At 71.5% G+C, this 19,400-nt stretch carries 16 protein-coding genes; 12 read left to right on the top strand and 4 right to left on the bottom strand.

What is annotated here, in order from left to right:
• The first annotated feature begins 52 nt into the window (after positions 1–52).
• Positions 53–487 carry a helix-turn-helix domain-containing protein gene (locus RNB18_RS20570; RefSeq protein WP_311715539.1) on the top strand — a complete coding sequence of 145 codons (435 nt, stop codon included), beginning with the start codon at positions 53–55 and terminating at the stop codon, positions 485–487.
• Positions 488–520: 33 nt separating this feature from the next.
• Here RNB18_RS20570 and RNB18_RS20565 read toward each other — a convergent pair whose 3' ends face one another.
• Positions 521–1,060 (bottom strand): peptidoglycan-binding domain-containing protein, encoded by a 540-nt coding sequence (locus RNB18_RS20565; RefSeq protein WP_311715538.1) that lies wholly within the window; start codon positions 1,058–1,060, stop codon positions 521–523.
• 288 nt (positions 1,061–1,348) lie between these two features.
• Here RNB18_RS20565 and RNB18_RS20560 point away from each other — a divergent pair, with 288 nt between their 5' ends.
• Both RNB18_RS20560 and RNB18_RS20555 read left to right on the top strand, forming a co-directional pair.
• Positions 1,349–1,981, top strand: a complete 633-nt coding sequence (locus RNB18_RS20560; protein ID WP_311715537.1) for a VOC family protein — start codon at positions 1,349–1,351, stop codon at positions 1,979–1,981.
• A 52-nt stretch (positions 1,982–2,033) separates the two neighbouring features.
• Positions 2,034–2,435, top strand: coding sequence for a VOC family protein (locus RNB18_RS20555; RefSeq protein WP_311715536.1), 402 nt, complete (start codon positions 2,034–2,036; stop codon positions 2,433–2,435).
• Here RNB18_RS20555 and RNB18_RS20550 read toward each other — a convergent pair.
• Together RNB18_RS20550 and RNB18_RS20545 are read right to left on the bottom strand one after the other, a co-directional pair.
• Positions 2,418–3,083 (bottom strand): helix-turn-helix domain-containing protein, encoded by a 666-nt coding sequence (locus RNB18_RS20550; RefSeq protein ID WP_311715535.1) that lies wholly within the window; start codon positions 3,081–3,083, stop codon positions 2,418–2,420. The two genes, RNB18_RS20555 and RNB18_RS20550, sit on opposite strands and share 18 nt — an antisense overlap.
• A gap of 15 nt (positions 3,084–3,098) precedes the next feature.
• Positions 3,099–4,040 (bottom strand): AraC family transcriptional regulator, encoded by a 942-nt coding sequence (locus RNB18_RS20545; protein WP_311715534.1) that lies wholly within the window; start codon positions 4,038–4,040, stop codon positions 3,099–3,101.
• 81 nt (positions 4,041–4,121) lie between these two features.
• Between RNB18_RS20545 and RNB18_RS20540 the strand changes: the two genes are divergently transcribed.
• Positions 4,122–4,958 carry an NmrA family NAD(P)-binding protein gene (locus tag RNB18_RS20540; RefSeq protein ID WP_311715533.1) on the top strand — a complete coding sequence of 279 codons (837 nt, stop codon included), beginning with the start codon at positions 4,122–4,124 and terminating at the stop codon, positions 4,956–4,958.
• Positions 4,959–4,988: 30 nt separating this feature from the next.
• On the opposite strand, the gene RNB18_RS20535 is transcribed toward RNB18_RS20540, so the two are convergent.
• Positions 4,989–6,131, bottom strand: a complete 1,143-nt coding sequence (locus RNB18_RS20535; protein ID WP_311715532.1) for a YihY/virulence factor BrkB family protein — start codon at positions 6,129–6,131, stop codon at positions 4,989–4,991.
• 585 nt (positions 6,132–6,716) lie between these two features.
• On the opposite strand from RNB18_RS20535, the gene RNB18_RS20530 reads away from it, so the two are divergent.
• From RNB18_RS20530 to RNB18_RS20495, 8 genes are all read left to right on the top strand, one after another.
• Positions 6,717–7,925, top strand: a complete 1,209-nt coding sequence (locus tag RNB18_RS20530; protein WP_311715531.1) for a heparan-alpha-glucosaminide N-acetyltransferase domain-containing protein — start codon at positions 6,717–6,719, stop codon at positions 7,923–7,925.
• A 35-nt stretch (positions 7,926–7,960) separates the two neighbouring features.
• A complete protein-coding gene (locus RNB18_RS20525) occupies positions 7,961–10,429 on the top strand; it encodes a Pls/PosA family non-ribosomal peptide synthetase (protein WP_311715530.1) in 2,469 nt (822 codons plus the stop codon).
• Positions 10,430–10,464: 35 nt separating this feature from the next.
• On the top strand, positions 10,465–12,552 hold the full coding sequence (locus tag RNB18_RS20520) for a non-ribosomal peptide synthetase (protein WP_311715529.1): 2,088 nt from the start codon (positions 10,465–10,467) through the stop codon (positions 12,550–12,552).
• Between the two features lie 13 nt (positions 12,553–12,565).
• Entirely contained in the window at positions 12,566–13,552 is a 987-nt protein-coding gene (locus RNB18_RS20515) for a TauD/TfdA family dioxygenase (protein WP_311715528.1), read from the top strand.
• Positions 13,549–14,580 carry a 2,3-diaminopropionate biosynthesis protein SbnB gene (gene sbnB, locus RNB18_RS20510; RefSeq protein ID WP_311715527.1) on the top strand — a complete coding sequence of 344 codons (1,032 nt, stop codon included), beginning with the start codon at positions 13,549–13,551 and terminating at the stop codon, positions 14,578–14,580. The genes RNB18_RS20515 and sbnB overlap by 4 nt, the downstream gene beginning before the upstream one ends.
• A gap of 31 nt (positions 14,581–14,611) precedes the next feature.
• Complete coding sequence (sbnA, locus tag RNB18_RS20505; RefSeq protein WP_311715526.1) at positions 14,612–15,595, top strand: 2,3-diaminopropionate biosynthesis protein SbnA; 984 nt, start codon at positions 14,612–14,614, stop codon at positions 15,593–15,595.
• Positions 15,596–16,141: 546 nt separating this feature from the next.
• Positions 16,142–17,776 (top strand): acyl-CoA dehydrogenase family protein, encoded by a 1,635-nt coding sequence (locus RNB18_RS20500; protein WP_311715525.1) that lies wholly within the window; start codon positions 16,142–16,144, stop codon positions 17,774–17,776.
• Positions 17,777–17,996: 220 nt separating this feature from the next.
• Complete coding sequence (locus RNB18_RS20495; protein WP_394817645.1) at positions 17,997–19,310, top strand: GAF domain-containing protein; 1,314 nt, start codon at positions 17,997–17,999, stop codon at positions 19,308–19,310.
• Positions 19,311–19,400 lie beyond the last annotated feature (90 nt).

Genomic DNA, 19,400 nt, shown 5'->3' with positions numbered 1-19,400 from the left:
GGAGGGGGCCGCCGCCCCGACGAGGGCGGCGGCGAGCAGTTGGGGGACGACCATGACGCGCTGGCGGCCGCTGCCGGACTCACTTCCGAGGGAGGCACGGCATCTCGTCGAGCAGCTGCGCCGGCTCAAGGACCGTACGGATCTGAGCCTCGCCGAGCTGGCCCGGCGCACGGCGTACAGCAAGTCGTCCTGGCAGCGGTATCTCAGCGGGGCCAAGCAGCCGCCGCGCGGGGCGGTGGAGGCGCTGTGCCGGGTGGCGGGCGCGGATCAGGCGCGGCTGCTGGCGCTGTGGGACCTGGCCGCCCCGGTCTGGCCGTACGGCACGGTGGTGGCCGCCGTGGCGCCGGAGGTGGTGCCCGAGGGGGCGGTGCCGGCGGGTCCCGGCCTCGAGTACCGGCGATGGCGTACGGCGGCGCTGGCCGCGTTCGCCGTCATCGTGCTGCTGGTGGCGGGGGTGCTGTGGGCGTGGCCGTCGAGGGGCGGGTGACCGTACGGCCGCCCGCTCCCCCGTCGGCGGCGGTCAGCCGACCTGGTCGTAGTACGCGATCCGCCAGGGGCCGGTGCCCTTGAGCTTCACCCGGTACTTGCCGCTGACCCGCTTGAAGTCGACGTCCCGCTTGTCGCCGTCGTAGCGGACCCCGCCGCCCGAGACCGGGCCGTGGAGCCACTGCTGGGCGAACTCCCAGGTCTGGTCGGTGACCACGCCGTCGTTGTCGGTGAGGCCGTAGCGCTCCTGCCACCACTGCGTGGCCGACTCGGTCTCCGGGCCGAAGGAGCCGTCGATCTGGCTCTTGGAGTAGTTGTGCCAGTCCCCGTCCTCGTCCTGCCACTTGGCGCCGTCCGCGTACAGGACGGACTGCCACAGGGCCGTGGCGTTGCTGTCGGCGTAGTCGTCGACGCCCAGGTTCTCCTCGTCCTGCCAGTCGTCGCTGACCACACCGTTGCCGTCGATGCCGTGGTACGAGGCCGCACTGGCCGTCGGCGCCACGGCGAGGCCGAAGCTGCCGGCGCCCAGCAACGCTGCCGTCGCCATCGCGACGGCCCGCTTGCGCATGCTCATGGAAGTCTCCCTTTCCGAACCGCCGTGGTTCCCCCCGTGGTTCCCCCTGGGGCGGCTCGATTCGCTTGGCACGGCACAGCCTCACAGCCTGAGGTGCGCACGGCGAGACCTGCCGAAGTCCCGGGACCGGCGGGGGACGGTCCGTCCCGCGTACGGCGGTGTGGTCCGGAAGCGCGGGCCGTACGGGGACCTGCTGGGACGGACCGGGACGCGCCACGGCCGGGACTGGGCGGTGTGTCGCCGTACAGGTGTTCCATCGGGCGGGTCGCGGTGCGTAGCCTCGGCGCGGTGAACGCGATTCCCGCACGGCTGGATCATCTCGTCCTCGCGACCCCGGACCTGGCGGCGACGGTCGCCGACTTCACCCGGCGCACCGGCGTGACCCCCGCGCCCGGTGGTGTGCACGTCGGTCTCGGTACCCGCAACCACCTCGTGTCGCTGGGCGGCACCGCCTATCTGGAGATCATCGGCCCGGATCCGGAGCAGCCGGAGCCGATGGGGCCGCGCCCCTTCGACGTCGATACGCTCGCCACCGCCCGCACGGTGACCTGGGCGATCGGCCCGTCCGACCTGGACGCGGCGGTCGCGACCGCCCGGGCCCGCGGTTACGACCCCGGCGAGATCCGGCCGATGAGCCGCCGCAGACCCGACGGGACCCTGCTGGAATGGCGCCTCACGGACGGCGACACCCAGCATCCCTCCGGCCTGGTCCCCTTCCTCATCGACTGGGGCACCTCCCCCCACCCGACGGCCTCGGGCCTTCCCGCCACTCCCCTGCTCTCCCTGACCGCGACCGCCCCGGCCCCGGACGAGATCCAGCCCCTCCTCGCCGCCCTCGACGCCGAGCTCCCCGTCTCCGAGGGCCCGGTCGGTCTCGCCTTCACGCTCGACACTCCGCGGGGGCAGGTGCTCTTCGGCTGACGTGTCCGATTCCTTCAAGACCAGGCGTCCGTGCGCTGCCTACGGTGGCGGCATGACTCCACGATTCGATGCCATCGGTCTGGTGGCCTCCGACATGGCCGCCTCCGTCGCCTTCTACCGTCGGCTCGGGTTCCCGTTCCCCGAAGGGTCGCAGACGCAGCCGCATGCGGAGGCCGAACTGCCGGGCGGTGTGCGGCTGATGCTCGACACCGAGGAGACGGTCCGCTCCTTCCACCCCGGATGGCGGGCACCGGCCGGCGGCAGCCGGACCGGGCTCGCGCTGCGGTGCGACAGCCCGGCCGAGGTCGACGCGGTGTACGAGGAGCTGGTGGGCGAGGGGTTCCACGGTGAGCTCAAGCCGTGGAACGCCGAGTGGGGGCAGCGGTACGCCTCGCTGCACGACCCCGACGGCAACGGCGTCGACCTGTACGCCCCGCTAGCCGGCGGCGAGTAGCCGCCCGAGCGGCACGCCCGCCAGCTCCTTCACGTCCCGCGCGAGATGGGCCTGATCCGCGAACCCGCTTCGCACCGCCGTCTCCGCGAACGGCACCCCGGCCCCGGCCAGCACGAGAGCCCGCCGCAGCCGCAGAATCCGGGCCAGCGTCTTCGGCCCGTACCCGAACGCCTCGAGCGACCATCGATGCAACTGCCGTGCCCCCAGACCGAGTTCATCGGCCGTCACGGCGACGGGGCGGCCCGCGTCGAGGGCGGTCACGAGGGCGTGCAGGACGGGGTCGGGAGGGGCGGCACGCTCCAGGGCGATCTCTTCGAGTGCCGTGGCGGGGTCGGGGGCCTTCTTCATACGGCTCCGCAGCCGCCGTACCTCTGAAGCAGGCCAGAGATCGGCCAACTCGACGCGACGGTCACGCAGTTCATGGGCGGGCACACCCAGGAAGGCGGGCGCGGTCCCCGGGTAGAAGCGCACGCCTGCCCAGTTGCTCGGGGCGCCGCCGGTGACGTACGCCTGTGTGTCCGGCCCGGCGACGAGCAGCCGTCCTTCGTTCCAGAGCAGATCCATGCATCCGTCGGGCAGCACACGTCCGGCCCCGTCACCGGTCCAGATGACGGCACCGGCAAGCCGGGACGTCCGTTCCGTGTACATATCCCCAGGCTACGATCAGCCCCCGCCGGCCCGCACCCGAAACTCCTGCGGACTGACCCCGTACCCCCTCTTGAACGCACTGGACAGCGCGAACGCGCTTCCGTACCCCACCTGTCGGGCGATCGCCTCGAGCGTCGAAGGACTCCCCCGCAGCAGATCCGCCGCCAACGCCAGCCGCCATCCGGTCAGATACGTCATCACCGGCTCGCCCACCAGCTCGGTGAAGCGCCGAGCGAGCGCGGCCCGCGAGACGCCGGCCTTGGCCGCCAGGGACGCCACCGTCCACGGATGCGCGGGATCGTCCTGCACCAGCCGCAGCACCCGCCCCACGACAGGATCCGCCAGCGCCGCGTACCAGGCGGGAGCCTCCGCCTCGGGCCGGGAGAACCAGGCCCGGAGCGCCGCGATGACCAGCAGGTCCAGCATCCGGTCCAGGACGACCTCCTGCCCCGGCTCGTCGCGCACGATCTCCTCCATGAGGAGCGGGGTCAGCGGGCACTCCCACACGTCGGTGGTGAGCGACAGCAGCGGCGGCAGCGCGTCCAGGAGCCGGTTGCTGATCTCGCCCTCCATCAGATACGTCCCGATGAGGACCACCGTCTCCCCGTCGAGCCGGTCGCCCCAGGTGCGCACCCCGAGGTCCATGGAGCCGTTCAGGGCCCGCCCGTCGGGGTAGCTGCACTCCGCGCCGGGCAGGATCAGTGCCTGCGGGGCCGTACCGGGGTCGTCGGCGCAGGTGTAGGGGTCGGGGCCGCGGGCGATGGCGAGGTCGCCGGGGCGCAGCCGGATCCGCTCGCCCGAGTCGGGCACGATCCAGGCGTCGCCACGGACCATCAGCATGACCGTCAACGGCGCCCGGTCCTCCACCCGCACCGCCCACGGCGGGTCGAAACACGCACGGATCATGAAGGCGCCACGCGCCCGCGGTCCTTCCAGCAGGCCTGCCAGAGCGTCCATACGGCCAGCGTAGACGCGCGCGCATGGGAATGAGCCGTTCAGCGATGGTCCCTTGCGGCGGACGGCAGTTGACTCGACGGCATGACACAGAACGCGCGGAACATGACGGTGGTGGTGACCGGTGCCTCCGGTCGTACGGGCAGCCGGGTGGCGCAGTCCGCGGAGGCGGCGGGGCTGACGGTCCGGGCGGCCTCGCGGGCCCAGGGCTTCGACTGGCAGGACCGGTCGACGTGGGCGCAGGTGTTGCGGGGCGCGGACGCGGCGTACCTGGTGTACCCCTCGGACATCGGCGCCCCGGGGGCCGCAGAGGCGATCGGGGCGGTCGCGCGGGAGGCGGTGGGGGTCGGCGTACGGCGGCTGGTGCTGCTGTCGTCGCGGGGGCAGGACCGGGCGCGGGACGCGGAGGAGGCGCTGCACGCGTCGGGGGCCGACTGGACGGTCGTACGGGCCGCGTGGTTCGCGCAGAACTTCAGCGAGGGGCCGTTGGTGGAAGGGCTTCGGCTGAGCGGGGAGTTGGTGTTTCCGGCGGGTGAGGTGCGGGAGCCGTTCGTGGACGTGCGGGACATCGGGGACGTGGTGGCGGCCGTGCTGGTGTCGGGAGACCGCTATGCCGGAGAGACGGTCGCCGTCTCGGGATCTCGGCTGCTGACCTTCGGCGAGGCGGTCGCGGAGATCGCGAAGGCGACGGGGCGGGAACTGACGTACCGGGCGGTGTCGCCTCAGCAGTACGGGGAGGACCTGGTCGGGTTCGGGGTGCCGGTCAAGGAGGCGGAGGCGCTGGTGGAGGCGTTCGCGCAGCTGCTGGACGGGCGCAACGCGTATCTGTCGGAGGGGGTGCGGGAGGTTCTCGGCCGGGAGGCACGGGACTTCGCCGACTTCGCTGGGGAGGCGGCGGCCGCGGGTACGTGGAAGGTCTGACCCCGGCCCCGGTCAGTGGACGCACCCCCTTCAGGAGTCCTCCGGCTTCTGCGGGGGGTGCGTCGTCTTCGCGTGCGTCCGCAGCCGCGACGTCACATCCTCCGGCGGCAGGAAGCGCGACCACCTCTCCGGGAACTCCGAGGGCATGTCGGGGTCCTCGGGGTCGGTTTCGGTGTCGTGGAGTGCGGCCGTCCGGGCGACGTACTGCGCGACCTGCGCCTCCCGCACCCGCTCGTTCGCCGCGCGCGCCGCGGCCGTCGCCGCCGCGGGCCACACGCGGTCGATCGCGGCGTTCACCGCGGCGCCCACGAGGACCGCGAAGGCCGACACCCCGATCCACAGGAGCACCGCCACGGCCGCGGCCAGCGAGCCGTAGATCGTCGCGCCCTCGATCGTGCTCTGGAGGTAGATCCGGAGCAGGAAGCTGCCCAGCACCCACATGGCGAGCGCCACCAGCGCGCCGGGGACGTCCTCGATCCATGGTGAGCGCACCGGTACCGACAGGTGGTACAGCGTGGTCAGGAAGGCGATGGACAGGATGATCACCACGGGCCAGTACAGGACCTGTACCACCGTCGCCGACCAGGGCACGATCCGCACCACCGCGTCCGGCCCCGCCACCATGAGGGGCAGTGCCACCGAGCCGATCAGCAGGGCCGCGATGAACAGCGCGAACGCCACAAGCCGGGTCTTGACGATGCCGCGGACCCCGTCGAGGCCGTACATGACGGTGATGGTGTCGATGAAGACGTTCACCGCGCGCGACCCGGACCACAGGGCGAACAGGAAGCCGACGGAGATGACGTCGGGCCTGCCGCCCTTCATCACGTCGTCGAGGATCGGCTGCGCGATCTGCCGTACGCCCTTGTCGGACAGGACCGTGCGCGCGGCGTCCAGGATGTTGGCCTCGAGGCTGCTGATGCTGTCGGTGCCGGTCCAGTCGTCGACGTAGCCGAGCAGTCCGATGAGGCTGAGCAGCAGCGGCGGCACGGACAGCAGCGAGAAGAACGCGGCCTCGGCGGCGAGCCCCAGGATGCGGTACTCGATGCACGAGTTGACGGTGTCCTTGAGCAGCAGCCAGGCGGTCCTGCGCTTCGAGACGTTCCGGTAGAGGGCACGGGCCCGGTGGAGCCGGCCGGAGGGCCGCTGAGGGGATTCGCTTGCTGCCTGCACGACCTAAAGGTATCCGCCATGGCAGCGTGCACTCATCCCCCGGTCCGGGTCCTGGGCACACCCGTGCGGAGAACGCCCGCTCGTGTTCGGTTCCGTCATACCTCGGAAAACGCCGAGCAATCCCGAGGAAATCGTCAAGGAAATCGAACCCCTTTTCTGTCATGAACCCGGTGGCCGGATTTCGCGCGCTTGAGAAGCGGAATGCCGGACGGCATATGCACCGCCCCTCGGGTGAGTTCCCCGGTGACGCCGCCGAACGGCATGAACTGCACATACCGCCGACGAACGGCCGACCAGCAAGAAACCGCCATTGACCGAAACGCGCTTGACCCGTTCATGAGCCCGTCGAAACAATTCGGATTGCATTCTCAGGGCCCTGACCAAGGCTCGAGCAGGCCACCCCGTCCCCACCGCGTGGTCACTTCAGGCACAGACCGAACCGCTCCTTCTCCTATTTCATTCCGTGCCTCACGGCACTTCTCTTTCTTCCGGCACACCGGAACCACGGGGGTTCTTCTTCATGATTTTCCGCTGTGTGGTGAACAGCGGGAGATATTCCGCCGTATCCCTCTCTGGAGAATTTCCATGCCTGTTCCGTATGCGCCGAAGCATGCCGTGCCGCGAATCGTGGGAGTCGATGTGGCACGGGGCCTCGCCCTGCTCGGTATGTTCTCCGTTCACGTGTTCGGTGCGTTCGGCGCGGCCGGCTCGGTCACACCCGCCTGGATGTTCGCGGGCGGGCGTTCCTCGGCGACGTTCGCCGTGACGGCCGGGATCGGCCTGGCCTTCACGACCGGCGGGCGACGGCCGGCGACCGGGCGGCCCGCGGCCGCCGCGGTGGCGGCACGGGCCGGCGTCATCGCGCTGATCGGGCTGCTGCTCGGCTACGCCTCGCGCGCGGCGGACCTGGACGTGGACGTGATCCTGGCGTTCTACGCCCTGTTGTTCCTGATCGCCATCCCGCTGCTGGGTCTTGCTCCGCGCGCCCTGGTGTTCCTGTCCCTGGCCCTGGCCGTGGGCGCCCCGTTCGCCGTGCACGCGCTGCGCGGCGTACTGCCGGAGCCCGCCTTCGACGGCGACCCCACCCTCCAGGACGTGGTCACCGACCCGCTCGGCCTGGTGGCGGATCTGCTGGTCCACGGCGACTACCCGGTGCTCGCCTGGACCGCCTATCTGTGCGCCGGACTCGCCCTCGGCCGGATGGACCTGACGTCACGAGCGGCCGCACCCCGGCTCTTCGGCGGCGGTCTCGCGCTGGTGGCCGGTGTCTGGCTGGTGTCGTCCCTGGTCCTGTTCCGGTACGACGGGCTCCGGCACCTGTGGCGCGCGGAGTTCCCGGGCGCCTCCCGCGCCGAGGCTCTGTGGGACAGCCCCGACGGCGAGACCTGGTGGGCGCTGCTCTCCCGTGCGCCGCACGCGACCACGCCCTTCGACATGCTCCTCACCCTGGGCTCGGCGACGGCGGTCCTCGGCGGCGCCCTGCTGCTGACCAGGAGCGCCCTCCTCGCCCGGGCGCTCACGCCGCTCGCGGCGGCGGGCAGCATGCCGCTGACCCTGTACGTCGCCCACGTGCTCCTTCTCGCCACCGGCGCACTCTCGGGCTCCCCCGGGCTCCTCTACGCCGTCATGACGACCGGAGCGCTCCTCTTCGCCCTCTCGTGGCGGCACGTCGGACGTGGCCCGCTGGAAACGGTCGTCGCAGGCGCGGCCCGGCGGTGTCGCGAGGCCGTAACACCGACGCCGTCCCAGGAACCGGTGGAGAGCCCGGCCCGACTTAGCAAGCACATCGAATAGTCCAAAAGACCAAAAGTAATGATCTAGGAGCTCAAGTGGTGGTAAATCCCGGCGAGATCACGACAGTCGCCCCGGTGGACGGCACCGCCCAGGTCTTCGCCGAGGTGCTGGCCGGGGTCGTGAAGGCGGATCAAGTGCCCCTCGACAGTCATTTCTTCGACGATCTGGGTGCCAACTCCCTGGTCATGGCGCAGTTCTGCGCCCGGGTCAGGAAGCGGGGCGATCTGCCGGCGGTGTCGATGAGGGACATCTACGGTCACCCGACGATCCGCAGTCTCGCCACGGCTCTCGCCGAGGCCCCGGACGCCGGACCGGTTCCCGCACGGCCGGCCGAACCGCCTCCGCCGCCGGGCAGCACCGCCCGCTATGTCCTGTGCGGCATCCTGCAGTTCCTCGTCTTCGCCCTGTACTGCCTCGCCGCGGGGATCGCCACCGCCGAGGGGTACGCCTGGATATCCGGCGGCGACGGCGTGCTGTCCGTCTACCTGCGCTCGCTGATCTTCGGCGGCGCGCTGTTCCTGGCCGTCTGCACCCTGCCCGTGATGGCGAAGTGGGTGCTGGTGGGCCGGTGGAAGGAGACGGAGTTCCCGGTGTGGGGCCTCGCCTACGTCCGCTTCTGGACCGTGAAGGCACTGCTGCACGCCAACCCGATGATCCTGTTCACCGGCAACCCGCTGTACGTCCTCTACCTGCGGGCCCTCGGCGCCCGCATCGGCCCGGGCGTCACGATCCTGTCCCACTCGGTGCCGGTCTGCACCGACCTGCTGACCGTCGGCGCCGGCACGGTGATCCGCAAGGACGCCCTGTTCCTCGGCTACCGGGCGCACGCGGGCCGGATCCGCACCGGACCGGTCACCCTGGGCAGGGACGTCTTCGTCGGCGAGAAGACCGTCCTCGACATCGGCACGTCCATCGGCGACGGCGGCCAGCTGGGCCACTCCTCCGCGCTGTACGACGGCGCCTCCGTCCCCGCCGGGCAGCGCTGGCACGGCTCCCCGGCCCGCCCCACCGACGTCGACCACATCCGTGTCCCGGCCACCCGCTGCGGCACCCCGCGCCGGGCCGGCTACGCCCTCGCGGCCCTGCTCCAGACACTGCTGGTGTACGTCCCGCTCGGCATCGGCGGCGCCTTCCTGGTGATGGACCTCGTGCCGGCACTGGACCCGCTGCTCGAACCGAACGCGAAGGAACGGGCGTCGGCGGCCTTCTACACCGAGGCGCTGGCCCTGTCCGTCGCCCTCTTCGTCGGTTCCGTGGTCCTCGGCCTCGTCACCGTGACGGTGCTGCCGCGGCTGCTGAACCTGACCCTGAAGGCGGACCGGATCTATCCGCTGTACGGCTTCCACTACTCGGTGCAGCGCGCGATCGCCCGCATGACCAACATCAAGTTCTTCAAGTGGCTGTGCGGCGACAGCTCGTACATCGTCCCCTACCTGCGGTCCATCGGCTACGACCTCTCGCACGTCGAGCAGACCGGCTCGAACTTCGGCACCGAGGTGTCGCACGAGACGCCGTACCTGGCCACCGTCGGCAGCGGCACGATGGTCGCCGACGGGCTTTCGATCCTCAACGCCGAGTACTCCAGCACGTCGTTCCGCATCTCACGGGTGGCGATCGGGCCGCGCAACTTCCTCGGCAACCACATCGCCTACCCGGTCGGCGGCCGTACCGGCGACAACTGCCTGCTCGCCACCAAGGTGCTGGTCCCGCTCGACGGTGAACTGCGGGAGGGCGTGGGCCTGCTGGGCTCCCCGCCGTTCGAGATCCCGCGCACGGTGGAGCGCGACACCCGCTTCGACCACCTGCGCGAGGGCGGCGAACTGCGCCGCCGGCTGTCCGGCAAGAACCGCTTCAACGCCCGCTCGATGGCGCTGTTCCTGTTCCTGCGCTGGCTGCACTGGTTCCTGCTGACGCTGCTCGGCTTCGCGGCCGTCGATCTCTACGGCGGTCAGAGCGCCCTCGGCGGCCTGCTCCTCGGCGGCTATCTGATGGCCGGTCTCGCGGTGACCGTCGGCTACTGGGCGCTGGTGGAGCGCGTGATCACCCGGTTCCGGCCGCTGACACCGCGGCTGTGCTCCATCTACGACCCGTACTTCTGGTGGCACGAGCGGCTGTGGAAGGTGCCGGACGAGCATCTCGCCGTGTTCAACGGCACTCCGTTCAAGAGCCTGATCTGGCGGCTGCTGGGCGTGCGGATCGGCCGGCGGGTCTTCGACGACGGCTGCTACATCACCGAGCGGACGCTGGTCGCGATCGGCACCGACACCACGCTCGGCCACCACTCCAAGGTGCAGGCCCACTCCCAGGAGGACGGCACCTTCAAGTCCGACCACATCGTCATCGGCGACGGCTGCACCATCGGTGCGGGCGCGCTGGTCCACTACGGCGTCTCGATGGGCGAGGGCGCCGTGCTCGGCGCCGACGCCTTCCTGATGAAGGGCGAGGAGATGCCGGCGGGGGCGCACTGGGGCGGGAACCCGGCGGTGGCACTGCGACGCGCCTGAACCGCCCGCACAAAGAAATCAGGGGGAAGAAAGTCATGGAAACAGTTCCGCACCCGACGCCCGGTCCGATACCGGACGTCACCGAGTACGCGGTCCGGTTGCCCGAGGGCACACCGACCGATCCCGCCGCGCTGCTGACGGCGCACGCCAGGGTGCTGGCCGCCCTCTCGGGCGAGGCGGAGGACACGTTCGACGACGAGCTGCGGGTCACCGTCACCGACGGCACGCTGCGGCTGAGCCACCGCACCGGTGCCTTCGACACCGAGGCAGCCGCCCGCATCGCCGGCTACCACCTCACCGCGCTCACCGACCCGGACCGCGGGAGCCTGCTGTCCGAGGAGGAACTCCGCTTCCAGCTGGAGGAGCTGGCGGGTCCGGTCCGTGAACTCCCGGACCGGCGGGTGCACGAGCTCTTCGAGGAGCGGGCCGGCAAGCACCCGGACACCGTGGCCGCCGTACAGGGCGAGCGGCAGTGGACGTACGCCGAGCTCAACTCCCGGGCCAACCAGGTCGGCCGGGCGCTGCTGGCCCGCGGCCTGGAGGCCGAGGGCGTCGTCGCCGTCGTCATGGAGCGCGACCTGGACTGGATGGCGGCCGTGCTCGGCGTGCTCAAGGCCGGCGGGGTGTATCTGCCCGTCGAGCCGCACTTCCCGGCCGAGCGGGTGGCCAGGACGCTGTCCCGGGCGGGCTGCGAACTCGTCGTCACGGAGCGGGGCAGCACCGGCTCGCTCTCCGGGACGACGGCCACGACCCTGTTCGTGGACGCCGCGTACGCCGAGAGCCACGCGGACGGCGATCTCGGGATCCCGGTCGCGGCGGACCAGCTGGCCTACATCTACTTCACGTCCGGCTCCACCGGCGAGCCCAAGGGCGCGATGTGCGAGCACGCCGGCTTCGTCAACCACGTGCTCGCCAAGGTCGAGGACCTGGGGATCGGCGAGGACGACGTGGTCGCGCAGACCGCGCCGCAGTGCTTCGACATCTCCCTGTGGCAGCTGCTCGCCGGGCCGGTCGTCGGCGGGCGGACACTGGTCATCGACCAGGAGACCGTCCTGGACGTGCCGCGGTTCGTGGACACGGTGGTCCGGGAGCGGGTCAACGTGCTCCAGGTCGTGCCGTCGTACCTGGAGGCCGTGCTCGCGGAGTTGGGGCAGCGGCCGCGCGAACTGGCCGACCTGCGCTGTGTGTCGGTGACCGGCGAGGCGGTGAAGCGGGAGCTGGTGCAGCGCTGGTTCACCACCGCGCCCGGCATCCGCCTCGCCAACGCCTACGGGCTGACCGAGACCTCCGACGACACCAACCACGAGGTCATGGACCGGGTGCCGGACGGCGACCGGGTCCCGCTCGGGCGGCCGGTGCGCAATGTGCGCGTGTACGTCGTCGACGAGGACCTGGTGCCCGTGCCGCTCGGCGCGCCGGGCGAGATCGTCTTCTCCGGGGTGTGCGTGGGGCGCGGGTACGTCAACGACCCCGAGCGCACCGCGGCCGCCTTCATGGAGGACCCGTACCGACCCGGCGAGCGGCTCTACCGCAGCGGTGACGTGGGGCGCTGGCGGTCCGACGGCCGACTGGAGTTCCTCGGCCGCCGGGACACCCAGATCAAGATCCGCGGGTTCCGCGTCGAGATCGGCGAGATCGAGAACGCGCTGCTGCGGGTGGCCGGGGTGCGTGACGGGGCCGTCGTGGTCGTACGGGGGACGCAGCTCGCCGCGTTCTGCGCCGGGCCCGAGCCGGTGGGCGCGGACGCGGTGCGGGAACGGCTGGCGGCGTCGCTGCCGGACTACATGGTGCCCACCGTCGTGCACTGGCGGGAGCACCTGCCGCTGACGGCCAACGGCAAGACCGACCGCCGGACGCTCACCGCGCTCGCCGAGGACCTCGACGCCGCTGTGGCGGGCGAGCCGGTCACGGCCGGCGAGCGGCGGCTCGCGGATGCCTGGGCCGAGGTCCTCGGTGTCCCCGCCGACCGGATCGGCCGCCTCGACCACTTCTTCGACCGCGGCGGCACCTCACTGTCCGCCGTGCGTCTCGCGATCGCTCTCGACCGGGCGATCACCCTCAAGGACGTCGTCCGCCACCCGGTCCTCGCGGACCTGGCGGGCCTGCTCGACCGGCAGCGCTGAAAGGAACCCCGAGATGTCATCCATGAATCTCCTTCCGCATCTGGACCTGGCACCGGACAGTCCGCCGATCCTGCACGCCAAGTCCGGTGACGACCCGGCGAGTTGGGCCGTCGAGCACCACGGCCCGCTGCGTGCCCTCGTCCTCGAACACGGCTGTGTCCTGGTGCGCGGTCTGGGCCTTTCGGACCCCGCGACCACCGAGGCCGTCTTCCGGCGGCTGACCAGCGCTCTGATGCCCGACCGTGAGCCCTTCGCGCCGCGGCGCAGCTACGGGGACGGCGTGTACTCGACGACCAAGTGGCCGCCGAACCAGCAGATGTGCATGCACCACGAGGTCAGCTACGGACTGGAGTTCCCGGGCCTGCTCCTGTTCGCCTGTCTGGAGGCGCCCGCGACCGGGGGCGCGACCGCGCTCGCCGACGCGTCGGCGGTGCTGCGGGACCTGCCCCGCGAGCTGGTCTCCCGCTTCGAGCGCGAGGGCTGGCTGCTGACCCGCTCGTACCACGAGGAGATCGGCGCGTCGGTCGAGGAGGCGTTCGGCACGGGCGACCGCGCCGCCGTCGAGCGCTACTGCCGCCGGCACGCCATCGAGTTCGCCTGGCGGAGCGACGGCTCCCTGCACACCCGGCAGCGGCGCGGCGCGGTGCTCCGGCACCCGGAGTCCGGCCTGCCCTGCTGGTTCAACCAGATCGCGTTCCTCAACGAGTGGACCATGGAGCCGGAAGTGCACGAATACCTGGTGGACATGTACGGCGCCGACGGGCTGCCCTTCAACACCCGCTTCGGCGACGGCGATCCGATCGACGCCGACGTCGTACGGACGATCAACGAGGTGTACGACGCCCACACCGTGCGCGAGCCGTGGCAGGACGGGGACCTGCTGCTCGTCGACAACATCCGTACGGCACACAGCCGCGAGCCCTTCGAGGGACCGCGCGAGGTGCTGGCCGCGCTCGGCAACCCGGTGTCGCGCACCGACGGCGAGGTGAGCGGCGTATGAGCACCGTCGGCGCACCGACCTTCGCGCTCGTCACCGGCGCACAGGTCCAACAGGCCCTGCACGGAAGGGAACCGGAGATCGCGGACCTCGTCGAGGCCGTCTACCGGCTGCACGGCGCGGGCGACTCGGTGAACCCCCCGTCGTACTTCCTGCGGTTCCCGGACCGCCCGTCGTCACGGATCATCGCGCTGCCCGCGTCACTGGGCGGACCGCTGAGGGTGGACGGCCTGAAGTGGGTCTCCAGTTTCCCGGAGAACATCAAGTCCGGGCTGCCGCGCGCGTCGGCCGTGCTGATCCTCAACGACCCCGGGACCGGCTACCCGTTCGCCTGCCTGGAGAGCTCCGTCATCAGCGCGACGCGCACCGCGTCGTCGGCGGCGCTGGCGGCCGGGAAGCTCAGCGCGGGCCGGAGCCGCCCCACCCGGGTGGGCTTCATCGGCACCGGGCTGATCGCCCGCTACATCCACACCCATCTCACCGCCACCGGCTGGGAGTTCGAGGAGACGGGCGTGCACGACCTGTCCGCCGAGAGCGCCGACGGGTTCCGCGGCTATCTGGAGCGGTCCGGTGCACCGGGGAAGGCCGTCGTGCACGACACGGCCGAATCCCTCATCCGCTCCAGCGACCTGGTCGTGTTCGCCACCGTCGCCGGCACACCGCATGTCCACGACCCGTCGTGGTTCGGCCATCACCCCCTGGTCCTGCATGTCTCCCTGCGCGATCTCGACCCGGAGATCCTGCTCGCGTCGGCCAACTTCGTCGACGACGTCGAGCACTGCCTCAAGGCCGAGACCTCCCCGCATCTGGCCGAACAGCTCACGGGGAGCAGGGACTTCATCGACGGCACGCTCGACGACGTGCTGACCGGACGGGTGACCGTCCCGACGGACCGGACGGTGGTGTTCTCCCCCTTCGGCCTGGGGGTGCTCGACCTCGCCGTCGGCCGGTTCGTCCACGACGAACTGGCCCGGCGCGGCGAACTGAACGTCGTCGACGGGTTCTTCAACGAGCTGCGCCGGTACGGCTGAACCACCGGTGGCGCATGAGGAGGGGGGCGTCATGCCCGTCATATCCGATCCTTCGGAGTACAACGAGTCCGACCTCTACGTCGACCTGCGAGCGGCGCTGGAGCTGCCGCTGTTCCTGAAGTGCGAGGGGTTCAACTTCGCCGGGTCCATCAAGCTGAAGGCGGCCCGCGAGATGGTGAACGCCGCCGAGCGCGACGGCACCCTGCGGCCCGGGTCGATCCTGGTCGAGTCGTCGTCGGGGAACCTGGGGGTGGCCCTGAGCGTGATCGCGGCGAGCCGGGGCTACCGGTTCCTGTGCGTGACCGACTCACGGTGCAACCTGGTGACGATCCGGCTGATGGAGGCACTCGGCACCCGGGTGCACGTGGTCAGGGAGCCGAATCTGCACGACGGTTATCTGGGCGCCCGGCTCGCCTACGTGCGGGCGCTGTGCGCCTCGGACGAGCGGTACGTGTGGCTCAACCAGTACAGCAACGAGGGGAACTGGCGGGCGCACTACCGCACCACCGCGCCGGACATCGCGCGCCGCTTCCCCGACCTGGACGTCCTGTTCGTCGGGGCCGGCACCACGGGGACCCTGATGGGCTGCGCCCGCTGGTTCTGGCAGTGGCGGCGCCCGGTGCGGATCGTCGCCGTCGACAGCGTCGGGTCGATCACCTTCGGCGGACCGCCCGGCGTGCGGATGATCCCGGGGCTCGGCACCAGCGTGCCGCCGCAGCTGCTCGACAAGTCGTACATCGACGACGTGGTGCTCGTCGAGGAACCGGACACCCTCCAGGTCTGCCGCCGGCTGGCCGCCCGCGGTTTCCTGTTCGGCGGCTCCACCGGCACGGTCGTCAGCGGCGCCGACCAGTGGCTGTCCGCGCACGGCCGCCGCGGGCTCACCGCGGTCGCCATCGCGCCGGACCTCGGCGAACGCTACCTCGACACGGTGTACCGCCCCGGCTGGCCGCACGGCCTGCCCGAGGCGGACCCGGTCCACCACCCGGCGGAGGTGATGGCCCACCTCGCCTGACCGTTCCTGGGCAGTGAGCGGGAGTAAGTCCCGCTCACTGGCACGCCCCGAACGGTCTTGGGCGCACTAGTCGTCCGCTCTCGCAACCGGGTGGCGACACGGATCCCGTCCGTGGTCCGGTCCCGGAAGGGCGGAGTCCCTCACGACCTGGCCGTATGAACGCGGCCAGAGGCGACGGGGAGGCCCTGAACCATCTCGCTGGTGGAGCAGGGGCCCCGCACGCTGGCACCGCGCTCGGCGTCCCAGATCGCGTAGCTCACGTTACTCCGGCCTGCACCGGACACCGCAAGCCCGAAAGCCGACCATCACACGATCGAGCTGCATCGCCCCCACGCACGCTCCCCGGCGAGCAGTTGCCTACCCCTCCCACCACGGCACCCGGCCCGCCCACCTGAGGCGACCGGGTGCCGCGCTGAGCCCGCGAGCCGCCCGACACGTGCCGTACCGGCGAGGTGCCCTCCCCGCGAGGCACCCGGCACCCCCCGCAGCACCCCCGTGCCGTGTCCGTGAGGTGACCCGTGCGGTACCCCGGGGTACGTTCGCAGAATGGCAGGCAGTACGCACACCGTGACCAACCAGCCCCCACCGCTGATCGGCTACGACGCCTACAGCGCCGACCGCGCCCTGCGAGCGGCCGTGGAACGGCATCTCGACCCGGACCTGCTCGACGAGGTCCACGGTGAGCTGGCGGCGCTCGGCCGGGCCTGCGGTTCGGCGCAGGTGCAGGAGTGGGGCCTGCAGGCCAACGAGAACCCGCCCCGGCTGCGCACCCACGACCGGCACGGCCACCGCATCGACGAGGTGGAGTTCCATCCGGCCTGGCACCGCGTGCTCGGCAAGGGCGTCTCGGCGGGCCTGACCGCCGCCTGGGTCCGCCCCGGGGGCCATGTACGGCGAGCGGCGGCCTTCCTCCTGTGGACGCAGGTCGACGCGGGCAACTGCTGTCCGCTGTCGATGACCCACGCCGCGGTCCCCGCCCTGCGCACCGACCCGGACCTGGCCACCGAGTGGGAGCCCCGCCTGACGTCCATGGTCTACGACCGCGAGCTGCGGCCCGCCCACCTCAAGGCGGGGGCGCTGTTCGGGATGGGCATGACGGAGAAGCAGGGCGGCAGCGACGTCCGGGCCAACACCACGTCCGCACGGCCCCTGCCCGACGGCGAGACCTACGAGCTGACCGGCCACAAGTGGTTCTGCTCCGCGCCCATGTCGGACGGCTTCCTGGTCCTCGCCCAGGCCCCGGGCGGGCTCACCTGCTTCCTCGTGCCGCGCGTCCTGGAGGACGGCACCCGCAACACGTTTCTCCTCCAGCGCCTCAAGGACAAGCTCGGCAACCGTTCCAACGCCTCCGCCGAGGTCGAGTTCGACCGGACCTGGGCGCGCCGGGTGGGCGACGAGGGGCGCGGGGTCCGCACCATCATCGAGATGGTCGCGGCGACCCGGCTCGACTGTGTGCTGGGCTCGGCGGGCCTGATGCGCCAGGCCGTCGCCCAGGCGATCCACCACTGCACCCACCGCGAGGCCTTCGGCGGCAAGCTCGTCGACAAGCCGCTGATGCGCAACGTCCTGGCCGACCTGGCCCTGGAGTCCGAGGCGGCGACCACCCTCGCCCTGCGTCTGGCGGCCGCCTACGACAAGGGCGACGAGCAGGAACGGGCCTTCCTGAGGATCGCGGTACCGGCGGCGAAGTACTGGATCACCAAGCGCTGCACCCCGCTGACGGTGGAGGCCGCCGAATGCCTGGGCGGCAACGGCTACGTGGAGGAGTCGGGCCTGCCCCGCCTGGTCCGCGAATCACCGCTGAACTCCATCTGGGAGGGTGCGGGCAACGTCCAGGCCCTGGACGTCCTGAGGGTCCTGCAGCGAGAACCCCAGGCCCTGAACGCCTACCTCCTGGAGATCGGCCAAACCCGGGGCGCCGACCACCGCCTGGACGCGGCGACAAAGAGCCTCTTCACCGAACTGGCCGATCTGGAGGGCATCGAGGGCCGGGCCCGCCACCTGACGGAACGGCTCGCGCTCGTCCTGCAGGGCTCCCTGCTCGTCCGCCACGCCCCCGCAGAGGTGGCCGACGCGTTCTGCGCGTCCCGCCTGGGCGGCGACGCGGGATCCGCCTTCGGCACCTTGCCCTCGACCCTGGACCTGGCGTCGGTGGTGGAGAGAGCCCGTCCGGTGCACTGACCTGTTCACCTGTTGAACGGGGGTGGTGCTGCGCCGACACGGCACCACCCCCGTTGCGGCCCTCGGAGGCCGAAGAACGCCGCTGCGAGACGGCGTTCGCCCAAGTTTCAAACAAGCCGGAGCCCACCACCAGGGTTGCAGGGGGTTGCAACTTCCTGGCGTCTGTGGGCGGACTGTGTTCCTGCCCGAGACACGACCGGCACTATGAGACGGACAGTCAATGGACCCGAGACCGGGAGGACCAGTGCCGCTCTCGCCGACGCATGTGACCCACCTAGCCACCGCGGACACGGCACGTGCGGCGCGGGTGCTGAACGACATCCGATCGGCCACCCTGTCCGGCCGGCCCGCGCCCATCGCTCCGCGCCCCGTGATCGAGGAGTCCTGGACCCGTATGCTGCGCGGCGGCGTCGACCCGGACCACGACTTCCGGTCAGGGCTGCTGGCGCCCGAGGAGGTGCAGCGGCGCCGGGAGAGCACCCCGCTCCGGCACGTCCTGCCGGTCCTGCGGGAGGGGCTGCTGTCGGTCGCGGACGTCGCCCACCACATCATGGTGGTCGCCGACGAGGACGGCCGGGTGCTGTGGCGGGAGGGCAGCTCCCCCGTGCTGCGCAAGGCCGACGGCACCGGCTTCGAACTCGGCGCGGACTGGCGGGAGGACGTCGTCGGCACGAACGGCATCGGCACCCCGGTGGTGGTCCGCCGCCCCGTCCAGGTCTTCGCCTCCGAGCACTTCGTCCGCTCCCAGACCTCCTGGACCTGCACCGGCGCCCCCATCAAGGACCCGCGGGACGGCCGGCTGATCGGCGTGGTCGACGTGAGCGGGCCGCTGGACACCATGCACCCGGCGACGCTCGCCTGGGTCGACTCGGTGGCCAAGCTCGCCGAGTCACGGCTGCGCGAGCTGCATCTGACCACGCTGGAGCAACTGCGGGCCGTGGCGGCGCCGGTGCTCGCCCGGCTCAGCGGCCGGGCCCTGGTGGTGGACCGGGACGGCTGGACGGCGGCCGTGACCGGAATGCCGTATCCGAACCGGATCGCGCTGCCCAAGTCCCTCTCGCCGGGCCGACGGTGGCTGCCGGCGCTCGGTCTGTGCGCGCTGGAGCCGCTGGCCGGCGGCTGGTTGATCCGGGCCGCCGACGAACCGGAGCCGCAAGGCGTCACCCGGATCGTCCTCGACCTCGCACAGCCGCGCCGCTGGACGGTGACGGTGTCGGGCGGCGCGGGCACCTGGAGCCACGAACTGAGCCCCCGGCACGCCGAATTGCTCTACCTGCTGGCCCTGCACCGCTCGGGCCGCAGTGCGGCGGGCCTGGCCGAGGACATGTTCGGCGATCCGGGCCGTACGGTGACCGTGCGCGCGGAGATGTCCCGGGTACGGCGCTATCTCGGGGCGTTTCTGGAACATCGGCCGTATCGTTTCTGCGAGGACGCCGAGGTCGAGGTGCTGCTGCCGGGCCGTCCCGGTGACCTGCTGCCCCACTCGACCGCCCCCGCCGTGCTCGGGGCCCGGGCCGGCGCCGAGACCGAGTGAAAACCCTCGATCTGGGCGCATCTTCCGCATAATTGCACGGTCTCCGCCCCCAGCGGCGCTTACTGCCGTAGCATCCTCTCCGGGCCACCC

The organism is Streptomyces doebereineriae (assembly GCF_031845645.1).
Taxonomy (GTDB): Bacteria; Actinomycetota; Actinomycetes; order Streptomycetales; family Streptomycetaceae; genus Streptomyces; species Streptomyces canus.
The sequence above is the reverse complement of the archived record's forward strand: the minus strand, read 5'-3'. Positions and strand labels throughout refer to the sequence as shown.